13 protein-coding genes are annotated in these 14,456 nt (G+C 69.7%); 6 read left to right on the forward strand and 7 right to left on the reverse strand.

The window, feature by feature from the left end:
- Positions 1-30 precede the first annotated feature (30 nt).
- The 3 genes from AruCF_RS16935 to AruCF_RS16945 are packed head-to-tail and all read right to left on the reverse strand — an operon-like array spanning position 31 to position 3,703.
- Complete coding sequence (locus AruCF_RS16935) at positions 31-1,662, reverse strand: acyl-CoA synthetase (RefSeq protein WP_049074615.1); 1,632 nt, start codon at positions 1,660-1,662, stop codon at positions 31-33.
- Positions 1,659-2,831: an acetyl-CoA acetyltransferase gene (locus tag AruCF_RS16940; protein WP_049074617.1), complete on the reverse strand. Its 1,173-nt coding sequence runs from the start codon at positions 2,829-2,831 to the stop codon at positions 1,659-1,661. Before AruCF_RS16940 ends, AruCF_RS16935 begins: the two co-directional genes overlap by 4 nt.
- A 44-nt stretch (positions 2,832-2,875) precedes the next feature.
- Complete coding sequence (locus AruCF_RS16945) at positions 2,876-3,703, reverse strand: IclR family transcriptional regulator (RefSeq protein WP_231891528.1); 828 nt, start codon at positions 3,701-3,703, stop codon at positions 2,876-2,878.
- Between the two features lie 235 nt (positions 3,704-3,938).
- Here AruCF_RS16945 and AruCF_RS16950 point away from each other — a divergent pair, with 235 nt between their 5' ends.
- From AruCF_RS16950 to AruCF_RS16960, 3 genes are all read left to right on the forward strand, one after another.
- Complete coding sequence (locus tag AruCF_RS16950) at positions 3,939-4,952, forward strand: TRAP transporter substrate-binding protein (RefSeq protein WP_080977449.1); 1,014 nt, start codon at positions 3,939-3,941, stop codon at positions 4,950-4,952.
- Positions 4,949-6,841 (forward strand): TRAP transporter large permease, encoded by a 1,893-nt coding sequence (locus AruCF_RS16955; RefSeq protein ID WP_049074625.1) that lies wholly within the window; start codon positions 4,949-4,951, stop codon positions 6,839-6,841. The genes AruCF_RS16950 and AruCF_RS16955 overlap by 4 nt, the downstream gene beginning before the upstream one ends.
- A 515-nt stretch (positions 6,842-7,356) precedes the next feature.
- Positions 7,357-9,255: an ABC transporter ATP-binding protein gene (locus AruCF_RS16960; protein ID WP_049074626.1), complete on the forward strand. Its 1,899-nt coding sequence runs from the start codon at positions 7,357-7,359 to the stop codon at positions 9,253-9,255.
- Positions 9,256-9,320: 65 nt separating this feature from the next.
- Here the strand turns inward: AruCF_RS16960 and AruCF_RS16965 are convergent, their stop codons facing one another.
- On the reverse strand, positions 9,321-9,950 hold the full coding sequence (locus AruCF_RS16965) for a LysE family translocator (RefSeq protein WP_049074629.1): 630 nt from the start codon (positions 9,948-9,950) through the stop codon (positions 9,321-9,323).
- Between the two features lie 135 nt (positions 9,951-10,085).
- On the opposite strand from AruCF_RS16965, the gene AruCF_RS16970 reads away from it, so the two are divergent.
- A complete protein-coding gene (locus AruCF_RS16970) occupies positions 10,086-10,568 on the forward strand; it encodes an Lrp/AsnC family transcriptional regulator (protein WP_049074631.1) in 483 nt (160 codons plus the stop codon).
- On the opposite strand, the gene AruCF_RS16975 is transcribed toward AruCF_RS16970, so the two are convergent.
- The gene (locus AruCF_RS16975; RefSeq protein WP_049074634.1) at positions 10,525-11,229 is read right to left on the reverse strand and encodes a DJ-1/PfpI family protein; all 705 of its coding nucleotides are present in this window, start codon (positions 11,227-11,229) and stop codon (positions 10,525-10,527) included. The two genes, AruCF_RS16970 and AruCF_RS16975, sit on opposite strands and share 44 nt — an antisense overlap.
- Here AruCF_RS16975 and AruCF_RS16980 point away from each other — a divergent pair.
- Together AruCF_RS16980 and AruCF_RS16985 are read left to right on the forward strand one after the other, a co-directional pair.
- A complete protein-coding gene (locus AruCF_RS16980; protein ID WP_080977450.1) occupies positions 11,224-12,216 on the forward strand; it encodes a GlxA family transcriptional regulator in 993 nt (330 codons plus the stop codon). The two genes, AruCF_RS16975 and AruCF_RS16980, sit on opposite strands and share 6 nt — an antisense overlap.
- Positions 12,213-12,593: a hypothetical protein gene (locus AruCF_RS16985; RefSeq protein WP_049074637.1), complete on the forward strand. Its 381-nt coding sequence runs from the start codon at positions 12,213-12,215 to the stop codon at positions 12,591-12,593. The genes AruCF_RS16980 and AruCF_RS16985 overlap by 4 nt, the downstream gene beginning before the upstream one ends.
- Before the next feature lie 42 nt (positions 12,594-12,635).
- Here AruCF_RS16985 and AruCF_RS16990 read toward each other — a convergent pair whose 3' ends face one another.
- Both AruCF_RS16990 and AruCF_RS16995 read right to left on the reverse strand, forming a co-directional pair.
- The gene (locus AruCF_RS16990; RefSeq protein WP_049074639.1) at positions 12,636-13,358 is read right to left on the reverse strand and encodes an SDR family NAD(P)-dependent oxidoreductase; all 723 of its coding nucleotides are present in this window, start codon (positions 13,356-13,358) and stop codon (positions 12,636-12,638) included.
- A complete protein-coding gene (locus AruCF_RS16995) occupies positions 13,355-14,359 on the reverse strand; it encodes a Bug family tripartite tricarboxylate transporter substrate binding protein (RefSeq protein WP_049074642.1) in 1,005 nt (334 codons plus the stop codon). Before AruCF_RS16995 ends, AruCF_RS16990 begins: the two co-directional genes overlap by 4 nt.
- Positions 14,360-14,456: the final 97 nt, after the last annotated feature.

The following is a 14,456-nucleotide window of genomic DNA, read 5'->3' on the forward strand; positions in this document are numbered from 1 at the left end:
TGCGCGGCCGCCGCGCGGCGGCCCCGTTTCCTAGGCGGGCGCCAGGCAGCCCCGCTCGCGCAGGGCCTCGCGCACCAGCTTCTTGGTGATCTTGCCGTAGCCCGACCGCGGCAGCGCATCCCAGAAGAACACCTGGCGCGGCAGCTTGTAGCGCGCCATGCGCGATCCGAGCCAGGCCAGCAGGGCCTCCTCTTCCAGTGTCTCGCCGGGTCGCAGCACGCACACCATCACCCCCACCTCGCCCCACACCGGGTCCGGCACTCCCAGCACGGCCGCCTCCGCGATCGCCGGATGCGCCAGCACCTTTTCCTCGACCTCGCGCGGATAGATATTGGAGCCGCCCGAGATGTACATATCGGATTCGCGGCCGGTGATGTAGAGGTAGCCCGCGTCGTCCAGGTAGCCCAGGTCGCCGGTGCGGAACCAGCCGTTGCGGAAGGCCTTGGCATTGGCGCCCGGGTTGTCGTAATAGCCGGCGAACACCGCCGGCCCGCAGACGCAGATCTCTCCCGTCCGGCCCGCCGGCAGCGGATTGCCGGCCTCGTCCTGGATGCTGACCTGCATGCCGATGCGCTCGTAGCCGCAGGTGCCCACGCGCGCCTCGGGGCCGTCGCCGTCATGGTGCTGTTGCGGCGGCAGCACGGTGATGTTGCCCGTGACCTCGCCCAGCCCGAAGTACTGCACCAGCACCCGGCCCAGCTTGGCCAGCGCGCGCTTCTGGTCTTCGCGGTACATGGGCGCGCCGGCGTAGATCACGTAGCGCAGGCTGGAGTGGTCGAAGGCGTCCACCGCCGGGTGCTCGACCAACAGCTTGACGATGGTCGGCACGGTGAACATGTTGGTCACCCGATGCGCCTGCACCAGGCGCCAGGCCTCTTCCGGGTCGAAGCGCTCGCCCTCGGGCAGCACGGTGGCGGCGGCGCGCGCCACCTGGGTCAGGAAATGGATGCCCGCGCCATGCGACAACGGCGCCACCACCAGGCTGACGTCGTGCTCGGTGGTGCCCGGCATCAGGTCGCACAGGTGGTTGGTCAGCACGAACGCCATCTGCCCATGCGTCAGCACCGCCGCCTTCGGATGGCCGGTGGTGCCGGAAGTAAAGAAGAACCAGCAGGGATCGTCATAGTCCACGTCGGCGCAGGCCGCCGGCGCGTCATCCAGATGCGCCGCGATCAGGGAAGCGGTGTCGGCCTCGCCGAACTCGCCGGGGCCCAGCCGCGCCAGCAAGGCCAGGTCGGGCATGGCCTGCGCCACGGCCGCCGCGTGCCCGGGAGACTGGCCTTCGCACAGGAAGGCCTTGACCCCGGCCGCCCGCGCCAGATAGACCGCCTCGTCCGGCGAGATGCGGCAATTGGTCGGCACCCAGACCGCGCCCAGCCGCAGCACGGCGAACAGGGTTTCGGCGAACGCGAAGCTGTTGCGCGCGTGCACCAGCACCCGGTCGCCCTTGCTCACGCCGCGCTCGGCCAGCGCCCGCGCCAGGGCGGCCGTGCGCGTGTTCAGCTCGCGCCAGTTCAGGCGGGCCTCGCCGCAGACCAGCGCTGCGCGCGTGGGGTGGCGGCGCGCCGCCTGCACCAGGAAATGCGCCAGGTTCATGGCCCGGCGCGACACCGGCGCCACCCCGCCCGGCGGCGCCAGGGCCTGCTCCAGCGGGCCGCTCATTTGACGCGCTCCAGGATGCTGACGTAATTGGCCACGGCCGCGCCGCCCATGTTGAAGACGCCGGCCAGCGTCGCGTCCGGCACCTGCATGGCGCCGGCCTCGCCGGCCAGTTGCAGACACGCCATGACGTGCAGCGACACCCCGGTGGCGCCCACCGGATGGCCCTTGGCCTTGAGTCCGCCCGACGGGTTGACCGGCAGACGTCCGCCCTTCTGCACCCAGCCCTCCCGCAGCGCCCGTACGCCGTGGCCGCGCGGCGCCAGGCCCATGGCCTCGTACTCGATCAGTTCGGCGATGGTGAAGCAGTCATGCGTCTCCACCAGGCTCAGGTCGTCCAGGGTCGCGCCGGCATCGGCCAGCGCCTCGCGCCAGGCGCGCGCCGCGCCCTCGAACGCGATCGGATCGCGCCGGCTCAGCGGCAGGAAGTCATTGACGTGGCGCCGGGCGCGAAAGCCGATGGCGCGGCGCAGGCCCGCCGCGGTTTCCGCGTCGGCCAGCACCAGCGCCGCCGCGCCGTCGGAAATGGGCGAGCAATCGGTGCGGCGCAACGGCGCCGACACATAAGGGTTTTTCTCGGAGACGGTATTGCAGAACGCGAAGCCCAGGTCCTTGCGGATCTGCGCGTAAGGGTTGTCCAGCGCATTGGCGTGGTTCTTGGCCGCGATGCGGGCCAGCGCCTCGCCGTGGTCGCCATGGCGCTCGAAATAGGCGGTGGCGATGCGGCTGAACACGCCGGCAAAGCCGCCCGGCAGGTTGGCCTCTTCCTTGCGGTAGCTGGCATTGAGCAGGATGTCGCCGGTGTCCTCGGTGGAACGCGCGGTCATCTTCTCGGCCCCCACCACCAGCGCCACGCGGCCGCGTCCGGCCTCGATGAAATCCATGGCCGCGTACAGCGCGGCCGAGCCGGTGGCGCAGGCATTCTCCAGCCGCGTCGCCGGCACATAAGCCAGCGCCGGGTCGGCCAGCGCCACCAGCGCGGCCTGGAAATCCTGTTTCTGGAAACCGCTGTTCATGACGCCGGCATAGATGCCGTCCACCGCCTCCGGGCTGATGCCCGCATGCTCCAGCGCGGCGCCGGATACCCGCGCCATCAGGCTTTCGGTGTCGGGGTCGTCGAGTTTGCCGAACGGGGTGTGCGACCACCCCACGATGACGGCACGCTTGCTCATTGCTGTCTCCTCTGTTGGCAGTCCCGCCCCGCCGGCACGGCGGATCAGGGCTTGGGCTTGGCGGCCTGCGGGCGCGCCCGCGCCTCGCGGCCTGCCGGGTTGGCCTGCGCAAGCAGGCGTTTGGCCTCGCGTGACAACAGCTTGGCCAGCTGGAACTGTCTTTCCTCGTCCATGCGCGATTCGACCGCGGCGATGCTCAGGGCGCCCAGCACGTGGCCCTGCTCATCGCGCAGCGGCATGCCGATGCCCCACGAGCCCGGCACCACCAGGCCGCGGTTGACGGCATAGCCCTGCTCGCGCACCTCATCGACCAGCGTGCGGATCAGCGCCACGGAGTAATGCGGATAGCGCCGCTCGATCAGGGCCGCATTGGCCTGCAGGCAGGCGTCGACCTCGTCGTCGGGCAGCGCCGCCAGGATCGCCAGGCTGCCGGCGCCGATGCCCAGCGGATGCCGGTCGCCCGGCAGCAGCACGTGGGTCTTGAGCGGGTAGTCGCCGTCCTCGCGCAGCACGCAGACCGCGAACACGTCGCGGCGCAGCGAAAAGAAGGCGGAATCGCCGCACTCGTGCGCCAGTCGCGCCACCACCGGCGCGGCCAGGCGGTTGATGCCAAAGCGCTCGCTGGCGATGTTGCCCAGCACGTGGCATTCGGGGCCCAGAAAGTAGCGGCGGCTGGCCAGGTCCTGTTCGACCATGCCTTCGGCGGCCAGGGCGGCCAGGATGCGGTGCACGGTGGGCTTGCTCATGCCTGTGTCGCGCGTCAACGCCAGCAGGCCCGCGCCTTCGCCGCGGGTGCGCGACACCGCGCGCAGCACCAGCATGGCGCGGGATATCGCCTGGGCGCCACCGACCTGGGATGAGGTCTCCGTCACGTCTCCGCCTGTGTTTTCATCAGGTCCATTTTGTGGACCATTAACCTGATTTTGTTTTTTCATTCTGCACCAGTTTTATTGATTTACGCTAGTGAATCAATGTGATTAAATAAATTTAAGGGTAGTAAGCAGGTCCACATAATGGACCTCATGCAAAGATAAAGCAACAGGCCTGGCAAGGCGCTTTATCCGGCCGTCCTCGACGGCGGCCGGATCTCATAACCAAGGAGACAGCATGAACACGACTCGACGCAACCTCATGCGCGCCGCGGGAGGCGGCGCGCTGCTCGCCCTGGCCCCGTTCCAGCGCACGCTGGCGGCGCCCCAGTTCCGTTACAAGTACGCCAACAACCTACCGCCCTCGCACCCGATGAACCTGCGCGCCAACGAGGCCGCGCAGAACATCCTCAAGGACACCGGCGGCCGCTTCGAACTGGCGGTGTTCCCCAGCAGCCAGCTGGGCTCCGACACCGACACCCTGAGCCAGCTGCGCGCCGGCGCCGTCGAGTTCTTCACGCTGTCGGGGCTGATCCTGTCGACCCTGGTGCCCAGCGCGTCGATCAGCGGCGTGGGCTTCGCCTTCCCCGATTACGCCTCGGTCTGGAAGGCCATGGACGGCGACCTGGGCGCCCACATCCGCGCCGACATTAATGGCAAGGGCCTGTTCGTCATGGACCGCATCTGGGACAACGGCTTTCGCCAGGTCACCACCAGCTCGCGCGCCATCAGCGGCCCGGACGACTTCCGCGACCTGAAGATCCGCGTGCCGGTCAGCCCGCTGTGGACCTCGATGTTCAAGGCGCTGGGCTCGTCGCCGGCCAGCATCAACTTCAACGAAACCTATTCCGCCCTGCAGACCCGCGTGGTGGACGCGCAGGAAAACCCGCTGGCCATCATCCAGACCGCCAAGCTGTACGAAGTGCAGAAATACTGCTCGATGACCAACCACATGTGGGACGGCTTCTGGTTCCTGGGCAACCGCCGCGCCTGGGAAAAGCTGCCGGCCGACATCCGCGAGGTCGTCGCCAAACACATCAACGCCGCCGGCATGGCCGAGCGCGCCGACGTGCTGGCGCTCAACAATCAGCTGCAGACCAAGCTGGCCGAGCAGGGCCTGGCCTTCAACACCCCCGACCCTGCCCCCATCCGCGACGCGCTGCGCCGCGCCGGCTTCTACGCCAGCTGGAAGGAAAAGTACGGCGACAAGGCCTGGGGCCTGCTGGAGCAGGCGGCCGGGAGTCTGTCATGAGGGCTGCGCTGACGCATCCGGCGGCGCTGCGGGCCGAGGCGGGCCCGGCGTCCGGCGCGCGCCGCCCCTGGGCCATCACGCTGGACAACGCCCTGGGTCACCTGGTGGAGATTCCGGCGGCCATCCTGGTGGTCGCGGAAATCGTCATCCTGTTCTCGGGCATCGTGGCGCGCTACGTGCTGCACACGCCGCTGGTATGGTCCGACGAACTGGCCTCGATCCTGTTCCTGTGGCTGGCCATGCTGGGCGCGGTGATCGCCTTTCGCCGTGGCGAGCACATGCGCATGGGCGCGCTGGTCAACCGCGCCTCGCCTGGCACCCGCGCGCTGCTGGACATGGTGGCCGTGGCGGCGGCGCTGGCGTTCCTGCTGCTGCTGCAGGCGCCGGGCTACGAGTACGCCTCGGAGGAACAGTACGTCACCACCGCCGCGCTGGAAATCCCCAACGCCTGGCGCGCCGCGGCCTTGCCAGTGGGCACCGCGCTGATGCTGCTGATCGCGCTGCTGCGGTTGGTTGAACGCGCGCAGTGGCGCGTCACCGGCCTGGCGCTGCTGCTGGTCGGCGGCGTGGTGGCCGCCCTGACGGCGCTGCAGCCGGTGCTGGCGGGACTGGGCAACCTCAACCTGCTGATCTTCTTCGTCGGCGTGGTGGCGGCCACGGTGTTCGCGGGCGTGCCGATCGCCTTCTCGTTCGGGCTGGCCACCTTCGGCTATCTGTCGCTGACCACCGACGTGCCGATGATGGTGGTGGTCGGGCGCATGGACGAAGGCATGTCGCACCTGATCCTGCTGGCGGTGCCGCTGTTCGTGTTCCTGGGCGTGCTGATCGAGATGACCGGCATGGCCAAGCGCATGGTGGCGTTCCTGGCCAGCCTGCTGGGGCACGTGCGCGGCGGCCTGTCTTACGTGCTGATCGGCGCCATGTACGTGGTCTCGGGCATCTCGGGCGCCAAGGCCGCCGACATGGCGGCGGTGGCGCCGGTGCTGTTCCCGGAAATGCGCGAGCGCGGCGCCGACGAGGGCGACCTGGTGGCGCTGCTGTCGGCCACCGGCGCGCAGACCGAGACCGTGCCGCCCAGCCTGGTGCTGATCACCATCGGCTCGGTCACCGGCGTGTCGATCACGGCGCTGTTCACGGGCGGCCTGCTGCCCGGGCTGGTGCTGGGCGTGATGCTGTGCCTGGTGGTCTGGTGGCGCAACCGCCGCGAAGACCTGAGCGCGGTGCGCAAGGCCAGCGGCCGCCAGATCGGCCGCGCCCTGCTGGTGGCGCTGCCGGCGCTGGCGCTGCCGTTCGTGATCCGGGCGGCGGTGGTCGAGGGCGTGGCTACCGCCACCGAGGTCTCGACCATCGGCATCGTCTACGCCGCGCTGATCGGACTGCTGGTCTACCGCTGCTTTGACGTCAAGCGGCTCAAGCCCATGCTGGTCGACACGGCCTGCCTGTCGGGCTCGATCCTGCTGATCATCGGCACCGCCACCGCCATGGCCTGGGCCCTGACGCAATCGGGCTTCTCGACCCAGCTGGCGCAAGCCATGGCCGGCCTGCCCGGCGGCGCCGCCACCTTCATGGCGGTGTCGATCGTGGCGTTCGTCATCCTGGGCAGCGTGCTGGAAGGCATCCCCGCCATCGTGCTCTTCGGTCCGTTGCTGTTCCCCATCGCGCACCAGATGGGCATCCACGAGGTGCACTACGCGATGGTGGTGATCCTGTCGATGGGCCTGGGCCTGTTCGCGCCGCCGTTCGGGGTGGGTTACTACGCCGCCTGCGCCATCGGCCGGGTCGCGCCCGAAGCCGGCATCCGGCCCATCCTGGGCTACCTGGGTTCGATGGCGGTCGGCATCGTGGTCATCGCCGCGGTGCCGTGGATCTCGACAGGGTTCCTGAAGTAACCACGTGGCCGGCCGCCGCGCCTTCGTGGCGCGCCGGCCATTCCCCCTTCCTCTACCCCCTCTCCCTTTCCCCCCTCCCTTCAAGGCGGACGGCCCGCGCTCCGCCGCCATCCGGCGCGCCGCCCGCACTGCCCACGACGGCCGCGCCGCCCGCCACGCGCGCCCCATCATCGCCGTGGGGAAAAACCCACACGCCCGCAATCCCCCACCGCCCGCGCGGTTGATCCGCCTACACCACTTCTATAGAATCTTCAATTCGGGCCTGTGCCCATTCTTTTTTCCCTTCACCTACACCTGGGAGGCGCAAGATGATGAATCCGCATACCGCCATCCCGCGCGTATCTCCGCGACGCCGTTAAGTCGTCGCCCGCGCGGCCCCATCGCCAGACTACCTGGCGACTGGTCCGCCGCGCCCGCCCCAAACCCCTGAACGCAATGCCCGCGCCGTGAGGCGCAGGTCGTATCACCTTCTTCCCACAAGGAAACCGGCGCCTTCGCGTTGCCGGGCGATCGCAATGAATCGAACAAAAATCGATCTGCGAGGACAAGCCTTCAAGGACGTCCTCGGCTTTACCTTCCGCTATTGGCGCGCCCAGCCCTGGCGCACCGCTCTTATCGTCGCGCTGGCCCTGCTGTCGGCCGTGGCCGACGTGCTGACACCGCTGTACGCGGGCCGGCTGGTCGACGCGGTGGCCTCCGGCGCCTCGTCCGACGCCCAGGTCTGGGGCGCGGCCGTCACCGCGTTCTGGCTGCTGATCGCACTGGGCATCGGCAGCACGCTGCTGCGCCAGGGCGTGTTCCAGAACATCATCGTCTTCACCCTGAAGATGATGAACGGCATGGTCTCCAACGCCTTCTACCGGGTGCAGCGCTTTTCCACCGATTGGCATGCCAACAGCTTTGCCGGCTCGACCGTGCGCAAGATCACGCGCGGCATGTGGGCGGTGGACGTGCTGAACGACACGCTGTTGGTGGCGCTGCTGCCCTCGGTGGTGATGCTGGTCGGCGCCACCGTGCTGCTGGGCGTGTACTGGCCGGTGATGGGCCTGGTGGTGGGCCTGGGTTCGGTGCTGTACATCGCGGTGACGGCGGCGCTGTCGCTGGGCTACGTGGCCCCGGCGGCGCGGCTGGGCAACGCCTGGGATACGCGCATGGGCGGCGCGCTGGCCGACGCGGTCAGCTGTAACCCGGTCGTCAAGGCCTTCGGCGCCGAGACGCGCGAGGAAGCGCGCCTGGGGCGCGTGGTCGACAAGTGGCGCCGGCGCACGCGCCGCACCTGGATCCGCGCCACGATCAACGGCGGCATCCAGGGCGCGATGCTGGTGGCGATGCAGGCCGGCATCCTGGGCGCGTCGCTGCTGCTGTGGTCGCGCAACCAGGCCAGCGTCGGCGACATCACCTTCGCGCTGACGATGTTCTTCATGCTGCAGGGCCACCTGCGCGACGTGGGCATGCATATCCGCAACCTGCAGCGCTCGGTCAACGACATGGAGGAACTGGTGGCGCTGGAGAAACAGCCGCTGGGCGTGGACGATCGCGCTGGCGCGGGCGCAATCCGCGTCACGGCCGGCGAGATCCGCTTCGAGGACGTGACCTTCCGTTATGGCCGACACGAGGCGGCGCTGTATGACCGCTTCTCGGCGCGCATCGCGCCGGGCGAGCGGGTCGGCCTGGTCGGGCATTCGGGCTCGGGCAAGACCACGTTCATCAAGCTGATCCAGCGCCTGTATGACGTCAACGGCGGCCGCATCACCATCGACGGGCAGGACATCGCCCAGGTCAGGCAGGCGTCGCTGCGCAGCCAGATCGCGATCGTGCAGCAGGAGCCGGTGCTGTTTCACCGCACGCTGGCCGAGAACATCGCCTACGCCCGCCCCGGCGCGACGCAGGCCGAGATCGAGCAGGCGGCGCGGCTGGCCAGCGCGCACGACTTCATCATGGCGCTGCCCAAGGGCTACGAGACGCTGGTGGGCGAGCGCGGCGTCAAGCTGTCGGGCGGCGAGCGCCAGCGCGTGGCGATCGCCCGCGCCTTCCTGGCCGATGCGCCGATCCTGATTCTGGACGAGGCCACGTCGAGTCTGGACAGCGAAAGCGAGGTGCTGATCCAGCAGGCCATGGAACGCCTGATGGTGGGCCGCACCACGCTGGTGGTGGCGCACCGCCTGTCGACGGTGCGCGCGCTGGACCGCCTGCTGGTGATGGACCGCGGCCGCATCATCGAGGAAGGCAGCCATGACCAGCTGATCCGCTTGAAGGGCGGCCTGTACCGGCGCCTGTTCGAGCGCCAGGCCCTGGAGCTGACCAAGGGCCTGACGCAGGCGGAGATGCTGGCCGACGGCGCGCGCGCCTTGCCGGCGCGTGCCGACGACGAGGATCAGGACGAGGACGAAACGTCCTTCGCCTTCGGCAAATAAGGCAAGGGCCTGACGCGAGTCAGGCCCTTTTTTCATGGTTGCCGCGCCGCGCGCGCCGGCCCGCCTCAGCGGTTCAGCGTCAGCCGCAGGCCGAAGGCGATCAGCGCGCCGCCGAACACCGCGCCCTGCCACTTCTGCACGCGCGGATGGGCTTGCATCCAGCGGCCCAAGGAGCCGCCCGCCAAGGCGCACAGCACGTCGAACGCCAGGCCCAGGCTCACCAGGATCACGCCCAGCAACGCGAACTGCCGGCCGATCGGCCCTTGCGCCGGCGAGATGAATTGCGGCAGCAGCACCGAGCAGAACAGCAATGCCTTGGGATTGAGGAAGTTGGTCAGCACGCCGCTGAAAAACGCCGCGCCCAGGCCCGGCCCGTGCGCGGCCGCCTGCGCGGCCTGCGCCACGCCATAAGAGAGCGGTCCGGCGCGCAGCAACCGCGCGCCCAGCCAGATCAGATAGCCCCCGCCCACGGTGCGCGCCACATCGAAAGCCCAGGGATGGGCCTTGAACAGCGCCGCCAGCCCCAACGCCGCCAGCGTCACGTGAGCGGCGCGCGCCACGGCCAGCCCGCCGGCCACCGCCAGCGCCTGACCGCGCCCGCGCAGGGCCCCGGTTTCGAGCAGCAGGATCATGTCCGGCCCGGGCACCACATAGACAATCAACAATGCCCCAAGAAACAACGCCATATCGGCCATGATGCGCCACGCTCCGTGCTGCGGGAAATGGCGATCATTCTAGGGAAAAGGCCTCGGCATGTGCTTGCTATTCATACCAACCGGAATAACATGATTGGCATACTGAACCAATCAACCCTTCCTAATTCCAATTTCATGCCAAAACGCCAATTGGACGCCTATGACCAGCGCATTCTCGAGGCCCTGCAGCACAACGGCCGCCTCACCAACGTCGAGCTGGCCGAACAGATCGGCCTGTCGCCCTCGCCCTGCCTGCGGCGGGTGCGGCTGCTGGAGGAGGCCGGCGTGATCCAGGGCTACGAGGCCCGGCTGGCGCCGGACGAGGTCGGACTGGGCCTGACGGTGTTCGTCGGCGTCAAGGTCGAGCGCCACCACGAGCGCGACGCCGAGCAGTTCCGCAAGGAAGTCCGCGCCCTGCCCGAAGTGGTGGCGGCCCATTTGGTGTCAGGCGAATCCGACTTCCTGCTGCAGGTGGCGCTGCCCGACCTGCGCGCCTACGAACGCTTCCTGCTTGGCACGCTGCTCAAGCTGCCCGGCGTCAAGGACATCCGCAGCAACTTCGCGATCCAGACCGTCAAGCCACAGAGTCCGTTGCCGCTGGACCACCTGGGACATTGAGCGCCGCCTGCCGTACCTTGGCGCTGCGCTGTTCGAAGCGCGCCTGCGACTGCGCCAGGTAGCGCTGCACGATGGCCGGTTCCGAGGTCCTGGGCGTGCCGCCGGGAAATGGCGGCTCGGGGTCGTATTCGATCTGCAGCTGGATCAGCTTGGCGACCTCGTCGCCGCACAACGTGGCCACCACTTTCAGGGCCATGTCGATGCCCGAGGTGACGCCGCCGGCGGTGAAGACGTTGCCGTCCACGCACAAGCGCGCATCGGTCGGCACGGCGCCGAAATGCGCCAGCAGTTCGCGCGCGCGCCAATGGCTGGAGGCGCGCTTGCCGCGCAGCAGGCCGGCTGCGCCCAGCAGCAGCGAACCGGTGCAGATGCCGAAGACGTAGCGCGCGCCCAACGCCTGCCGGCGCGTGAAGGCTACCCAGTCCGGGTCGAGGATGGCATCATCCGTCCCCGGCCCGCCGGGCACCACCAGCAGATCGCAGGGCGGCGCCGACGCCAGGGTCTGGGTCGGCACGAAACGCAGGCCGCGGTCGCTGCGTACCGGATCGGGCGTTTTTGCGACAAAATCGACGCTGAACCCGGGCGCGGCGGCGAGCACCTCGTAAGGCCCGGTCATATCGAGCTGGGTCAGCCCTTCGAACAAGAGAATATTGACATGCACGACGATGCTCCTTCACGGATCGGAACCGCCAGCGTAGACCGACACGCCGGCGCGCGTGCGCCAAATGCGGGCGCGATCGCGCCAAAACGCATTGTCTTCCTGCTGTACGACGGTTTCCAGCCGCTCGACCTGGCCGGCCCCTGGCAGGCCTTCAGCGGCGCCAACGATGAAGGCGGCGCCGGCTATCAGTTGAGCACCGTCGCGGCCACGCCGGTGGTCGGCACCTGGGACCAGGGCCTGCGCATGCAGGTCAACGCCACCTTCGCCAGCGACGACGACGCGCCGATCGACATGCTGTTCGTGCCGGGCGGCCCCGGCATCGACCAGGCCGCCGCGCACGGCGAGACGCTGGCCTGGCTGCGCCGCCGCAGCCCGCAGGCGCGCCGCACCTGCAGCGTGTGCACCGGCGCCTTCCTGCTGGCCGCGGCCGGCCTGCTCGACGGCCGCCGCGTCACCACCCACTGGCGCTCCGCGGACCGCCTGCGCCAGCGGCATCCCGGCCTGAAGGTGGAAGACGACCGCATCTACATCGAGAGCGGCGCCATCTGGACCTCGGCCGGCGTGACCGCCGGCATCGACCTGGCGCTGGCCCTGATCGAGCGCGACGTGGGCGCCCAGGTGTCGCAGGATGTGGCGCGCCGGCTGGTGGTCTTCATGCGCCGCGACGGCGACCAGCGGCAGTACAGCCAGTCACTGCGCCTGCAGGACCGGTTGGCGGCGCCGTTTCGCGATCTGGTCGAGAAAATCGAGGCCAGCCTGTCGGCGCGCTGGTCCGTCGACGATATGGCCGATGCCTGCCATATGTCGCGCCGCACCTTCCAGCGCAAGTTCGCGGCGCATTTCGGCGTGACGCCGAGCGAGGTGCTGCGCCAGCTGCGGCGCGAACGGGACGGCGCGCTGCGCGCGGCGGGCCGGGCCTCGGGCAAGGTCCTGCGCCATGCGCTCGGGAGCGCCGGCCAGCCGCCGGGATCGGCTCGCACGCCATGAACGCATCCGCCTCCCCGTGTCCCGAATGCGGCCAGCCCCAGGTCATCACCGAACAGGGGTTGAGCCTGATCGCGCGCTGCGGCAGCTGCGGCTGGATGGTGGCGACCACCAACCCCAACCACCCGATCATGGACTACACGCCCTACACGCTGCGCGCGCGGCCCGGCGACCTGGCCCCGGCCCGCGCCATCGCCCGCCTGGCGGTGGCGCTGGGCATCGGCGTCAAACAGGCGCGCGCGTTGATCGCCCAGGACCTGCCGGTGGCCGAGAACGTCCTGGCGCTCGAGGTCATCCGACTGCATGCCGTGCTGGCCGGCGCGGGGTTGCAGGTGGAGATCACGCCGCCTTTCCGCTGGCCGCTGGACCCGCGCGACTGACGCGAGGCCGCCCGCCGGGTCCGCCCCGCCCCCGCCAAGGTCCTACCCCGCCAGCCCCACCGACATGCCGCCGCAGACATACAGCACCTGCCCGGTCATGAAACCGGCGCGCCGGTCCAGGAACGAGGACACGGCGTGCGCCACGTCCTCGGGCCGGCCGATGCGGCCGACCGGAATGGCGGCTTCCAGCGCCACCGTCCTGGGGTCTCCCGGCGGGTTGGACTGGTCGAACAACTCGGTGGCGATCGGCCCGGGCGCCACGGTGTTGACCGTGATGCCGGCCTTGCCCAGTTCCAGCGCCCAGGTGCGCGTCATGCCCACCAGGCCGGACTTGGTGGCGCCGTAGACCGTGCGGCCCGGCTTGCCCAGGCCGGCGCGGCTGCCGATGTTGACGACCCGGCCGTAGCCGGCCTGGCGCATGCCGGGCAGCAGCGCCTGCATCAACAGCAACGGCGCGGTCAGGTTCACCGCCACCATGCGCGCCAGTTCATCCTGGGTCACGGCTTCGATGTCGGCGACCTGGATCATGCCGGCGTTGTTGACCAGGTGCAGCACCGGCCGCGCCGCCGCCAGCGCGGTGGCCGCCGCGGCCGTGGCGGCGGCGTCGCCCAGGTCCACCGACTGGAAGCGTTCGCCGGGCAACGCCGATTCCGGCGGCCGGCGGCTGAAGTTGACGACCTCGAAGCCGTCCTGCAACAGGCGCGCGACGATGGCGCGGCCGATGCCCCGGCTGCCGCCGGTAACCAATGCGAGGGGGGTTGTCATTGCGCGGTGATTCCCTTGTCCTTGATGAGGCCGCCCCACTTGGCGCGCTCCTGGCGCTCGAACGCAGCCAGATCCGCGCCGAACAGCGTGCCGGGCCGGGCGCCCATGGTAGCGAAATTGGTGGCGATGGCGGACGTGGCCAGGCCGCTGCGCGCCGCCTCGATCAGTTGGCGCACCACCGGTTCGGGCGTGCCGCGCGGCGCGTACAGCGCGAACCACGCCGTCACGTCGAAACCCGGCAGGCCGGACTCGGCCACGGTCGGCAGGTCCGGCAGCGACGAATCGCGCGCGGCCGACGTGACCGCCACGCCGCGCACCAGGTTGCCGTCCTTGATCTGCGCCAACGCGCCGGGCAGGTTGTCGAACAGCAGGTCGACCTGGCCGCCGGCCACCGCCGGCAGCGACGCCGAGGTGCCCTTGAACGGCACGTGCAGCATCGTCACGCCAGCCATGGCCTCGAAATAAGCGCCGGTCAGGTGCACCGACGACCCCACGCCCGGCGAGGCGTAGGTCAGCTTCCTGTCCCTGGACTGGCGCGCCGCCTGGATCACGTCGGCCACCGTCCTGTAGGGCGACTTGGCGCTGACGGCAATGACGTTGGGCGTGGTCGACACCAGCGCGATCGGCACCAGGTCGCGCTCGGGGTCGAACGTCATGTTGCTGTAGAGGAACTGGTTGATGGTCTGGGTGCCGATGGTGCCCAGGCCCAGGGTGTAGCCGTCGGCCTTGGCGCGCGCCACGTAGGCCATGCCGATGTTGCCGCCCGCGCCCGGCTTGTTCTCGACCAGCACGGTCTGCTTGAGCGCCGGCTGCAGCGCGTTGGCGATGGCGCGGCCAAAGATGTCGGCGCCGCCGCCCGGCGGATACGGCACGACCACGGTGACGGGATGCTCCGGATAACCGGCCGCCTGGACCGCAGGGATCGGGGCGGCGGCCAGCACGGCCAGCGCCGCCGCGGCCAGCGCGCGCCGCCCGGCGCGCCTGTGCAGGGAATGCGTCATGGATCTGTCTCCTCGCGAATCCGCTCGGGGCGGATTTCTTCTGGCTCCGCCTGGGGGCGGATGCTGTCGATGGGCGTCCGCGGGATGCGGACACTTC

It is taken from the genome of Achromobacter ruhlandii (assembly GCF_002082135.1).
GTDB classification, from domain to species: domain Bacteria; phylum Pseudomonadota; class Gammaproteobacteria; order Burkholderiales; family Burkholderiaceae_B; genus Achromobacter; species Achromobacter ruhlandii.

Excerpts from the sequence above, each read along its gene's own strand:
- AruCF_RS16935 (WP_049074615.1), bottom strand. The coding sequence starts at position 1,662 with ATGAGCGGCCCGCTGGAGCAGGCCCTGGCGCCGCCGGGCGGGGTGGCG.
- AruCF_RS16940 (WP_049074617.1), bottom strand. The coding sequence starts at position 2,831 with ATGAGCAAGCGTGCCGTCATCGTGGGGTGGTCGCACACCCCGTTCGGC.
- AruCF_RS16950 (WP_080977449.1), top strand. The coding sequence starts at position 3,939 with ATGAACACGACTCGACGCAACCTCATGCGCGCCGCGGGAGGCGGCGCG.
- AruCF_RS16955 (WP_049074625.1), top strand. The coding sequence starts at position 4,949 with ATGAGGGCTGCGCTGACGCATCCGGCGGCGCTGCGGGCCGAGGCGGGC.
- AruCF_RS16960 (WP_049074626.1), top strand. The coding sequence starts at position 7,357 with ATGAATCGAACAAAAATCGATCTGCGAGGACAAGCCTTCAAGGACGTC.
- AruCF_RS16965 (WP_049074629.1), bottom strand. The coding sequence starts at position 9,950 with ATGGCCGATATGGCGTTGTTTCTTGGGGCATTGTTGATTGTCTATGTG.
- AruCF_RS16970 (WP_049074631.1), top strand. The coding sequence starts at position 10,086 with ATGCCAAAACGCCAATTGGACGCCTATGACCAGCGCATTCTCGAGGCC.
- AruCF_RS16980 (WP_080977450.1), top strand. The coding sequence starts at position 11,224 with ATGCACGACGATGCTCCTTCACGGATCGGAACCGCCAGCGTAGACCGA.
- AruCF_RS16985 (WP_049074637.1), top strand. The coding sequence starts at position 12,213 with ATGAACGCATCCGCCTCCCCGTGTCCCGAATGCGGCCAGCCCCAGGTC.
- AruCF_RS16990 (WP_049074639.1), bottom strand. The coding sequence starts at position 13,358 with ATGACAACCCCCCTCGCATTGGTTACCGGCGGCAGCCGGGGCATCGGC.
- AruCF_RS16995 (WP_049074642.1), bottom strand. The coding sequence starts at position 14,359 with ATGACGCATTCCCTGCACAGGCGCGCCGGGCGGCGCGCGCTGGCCGCG.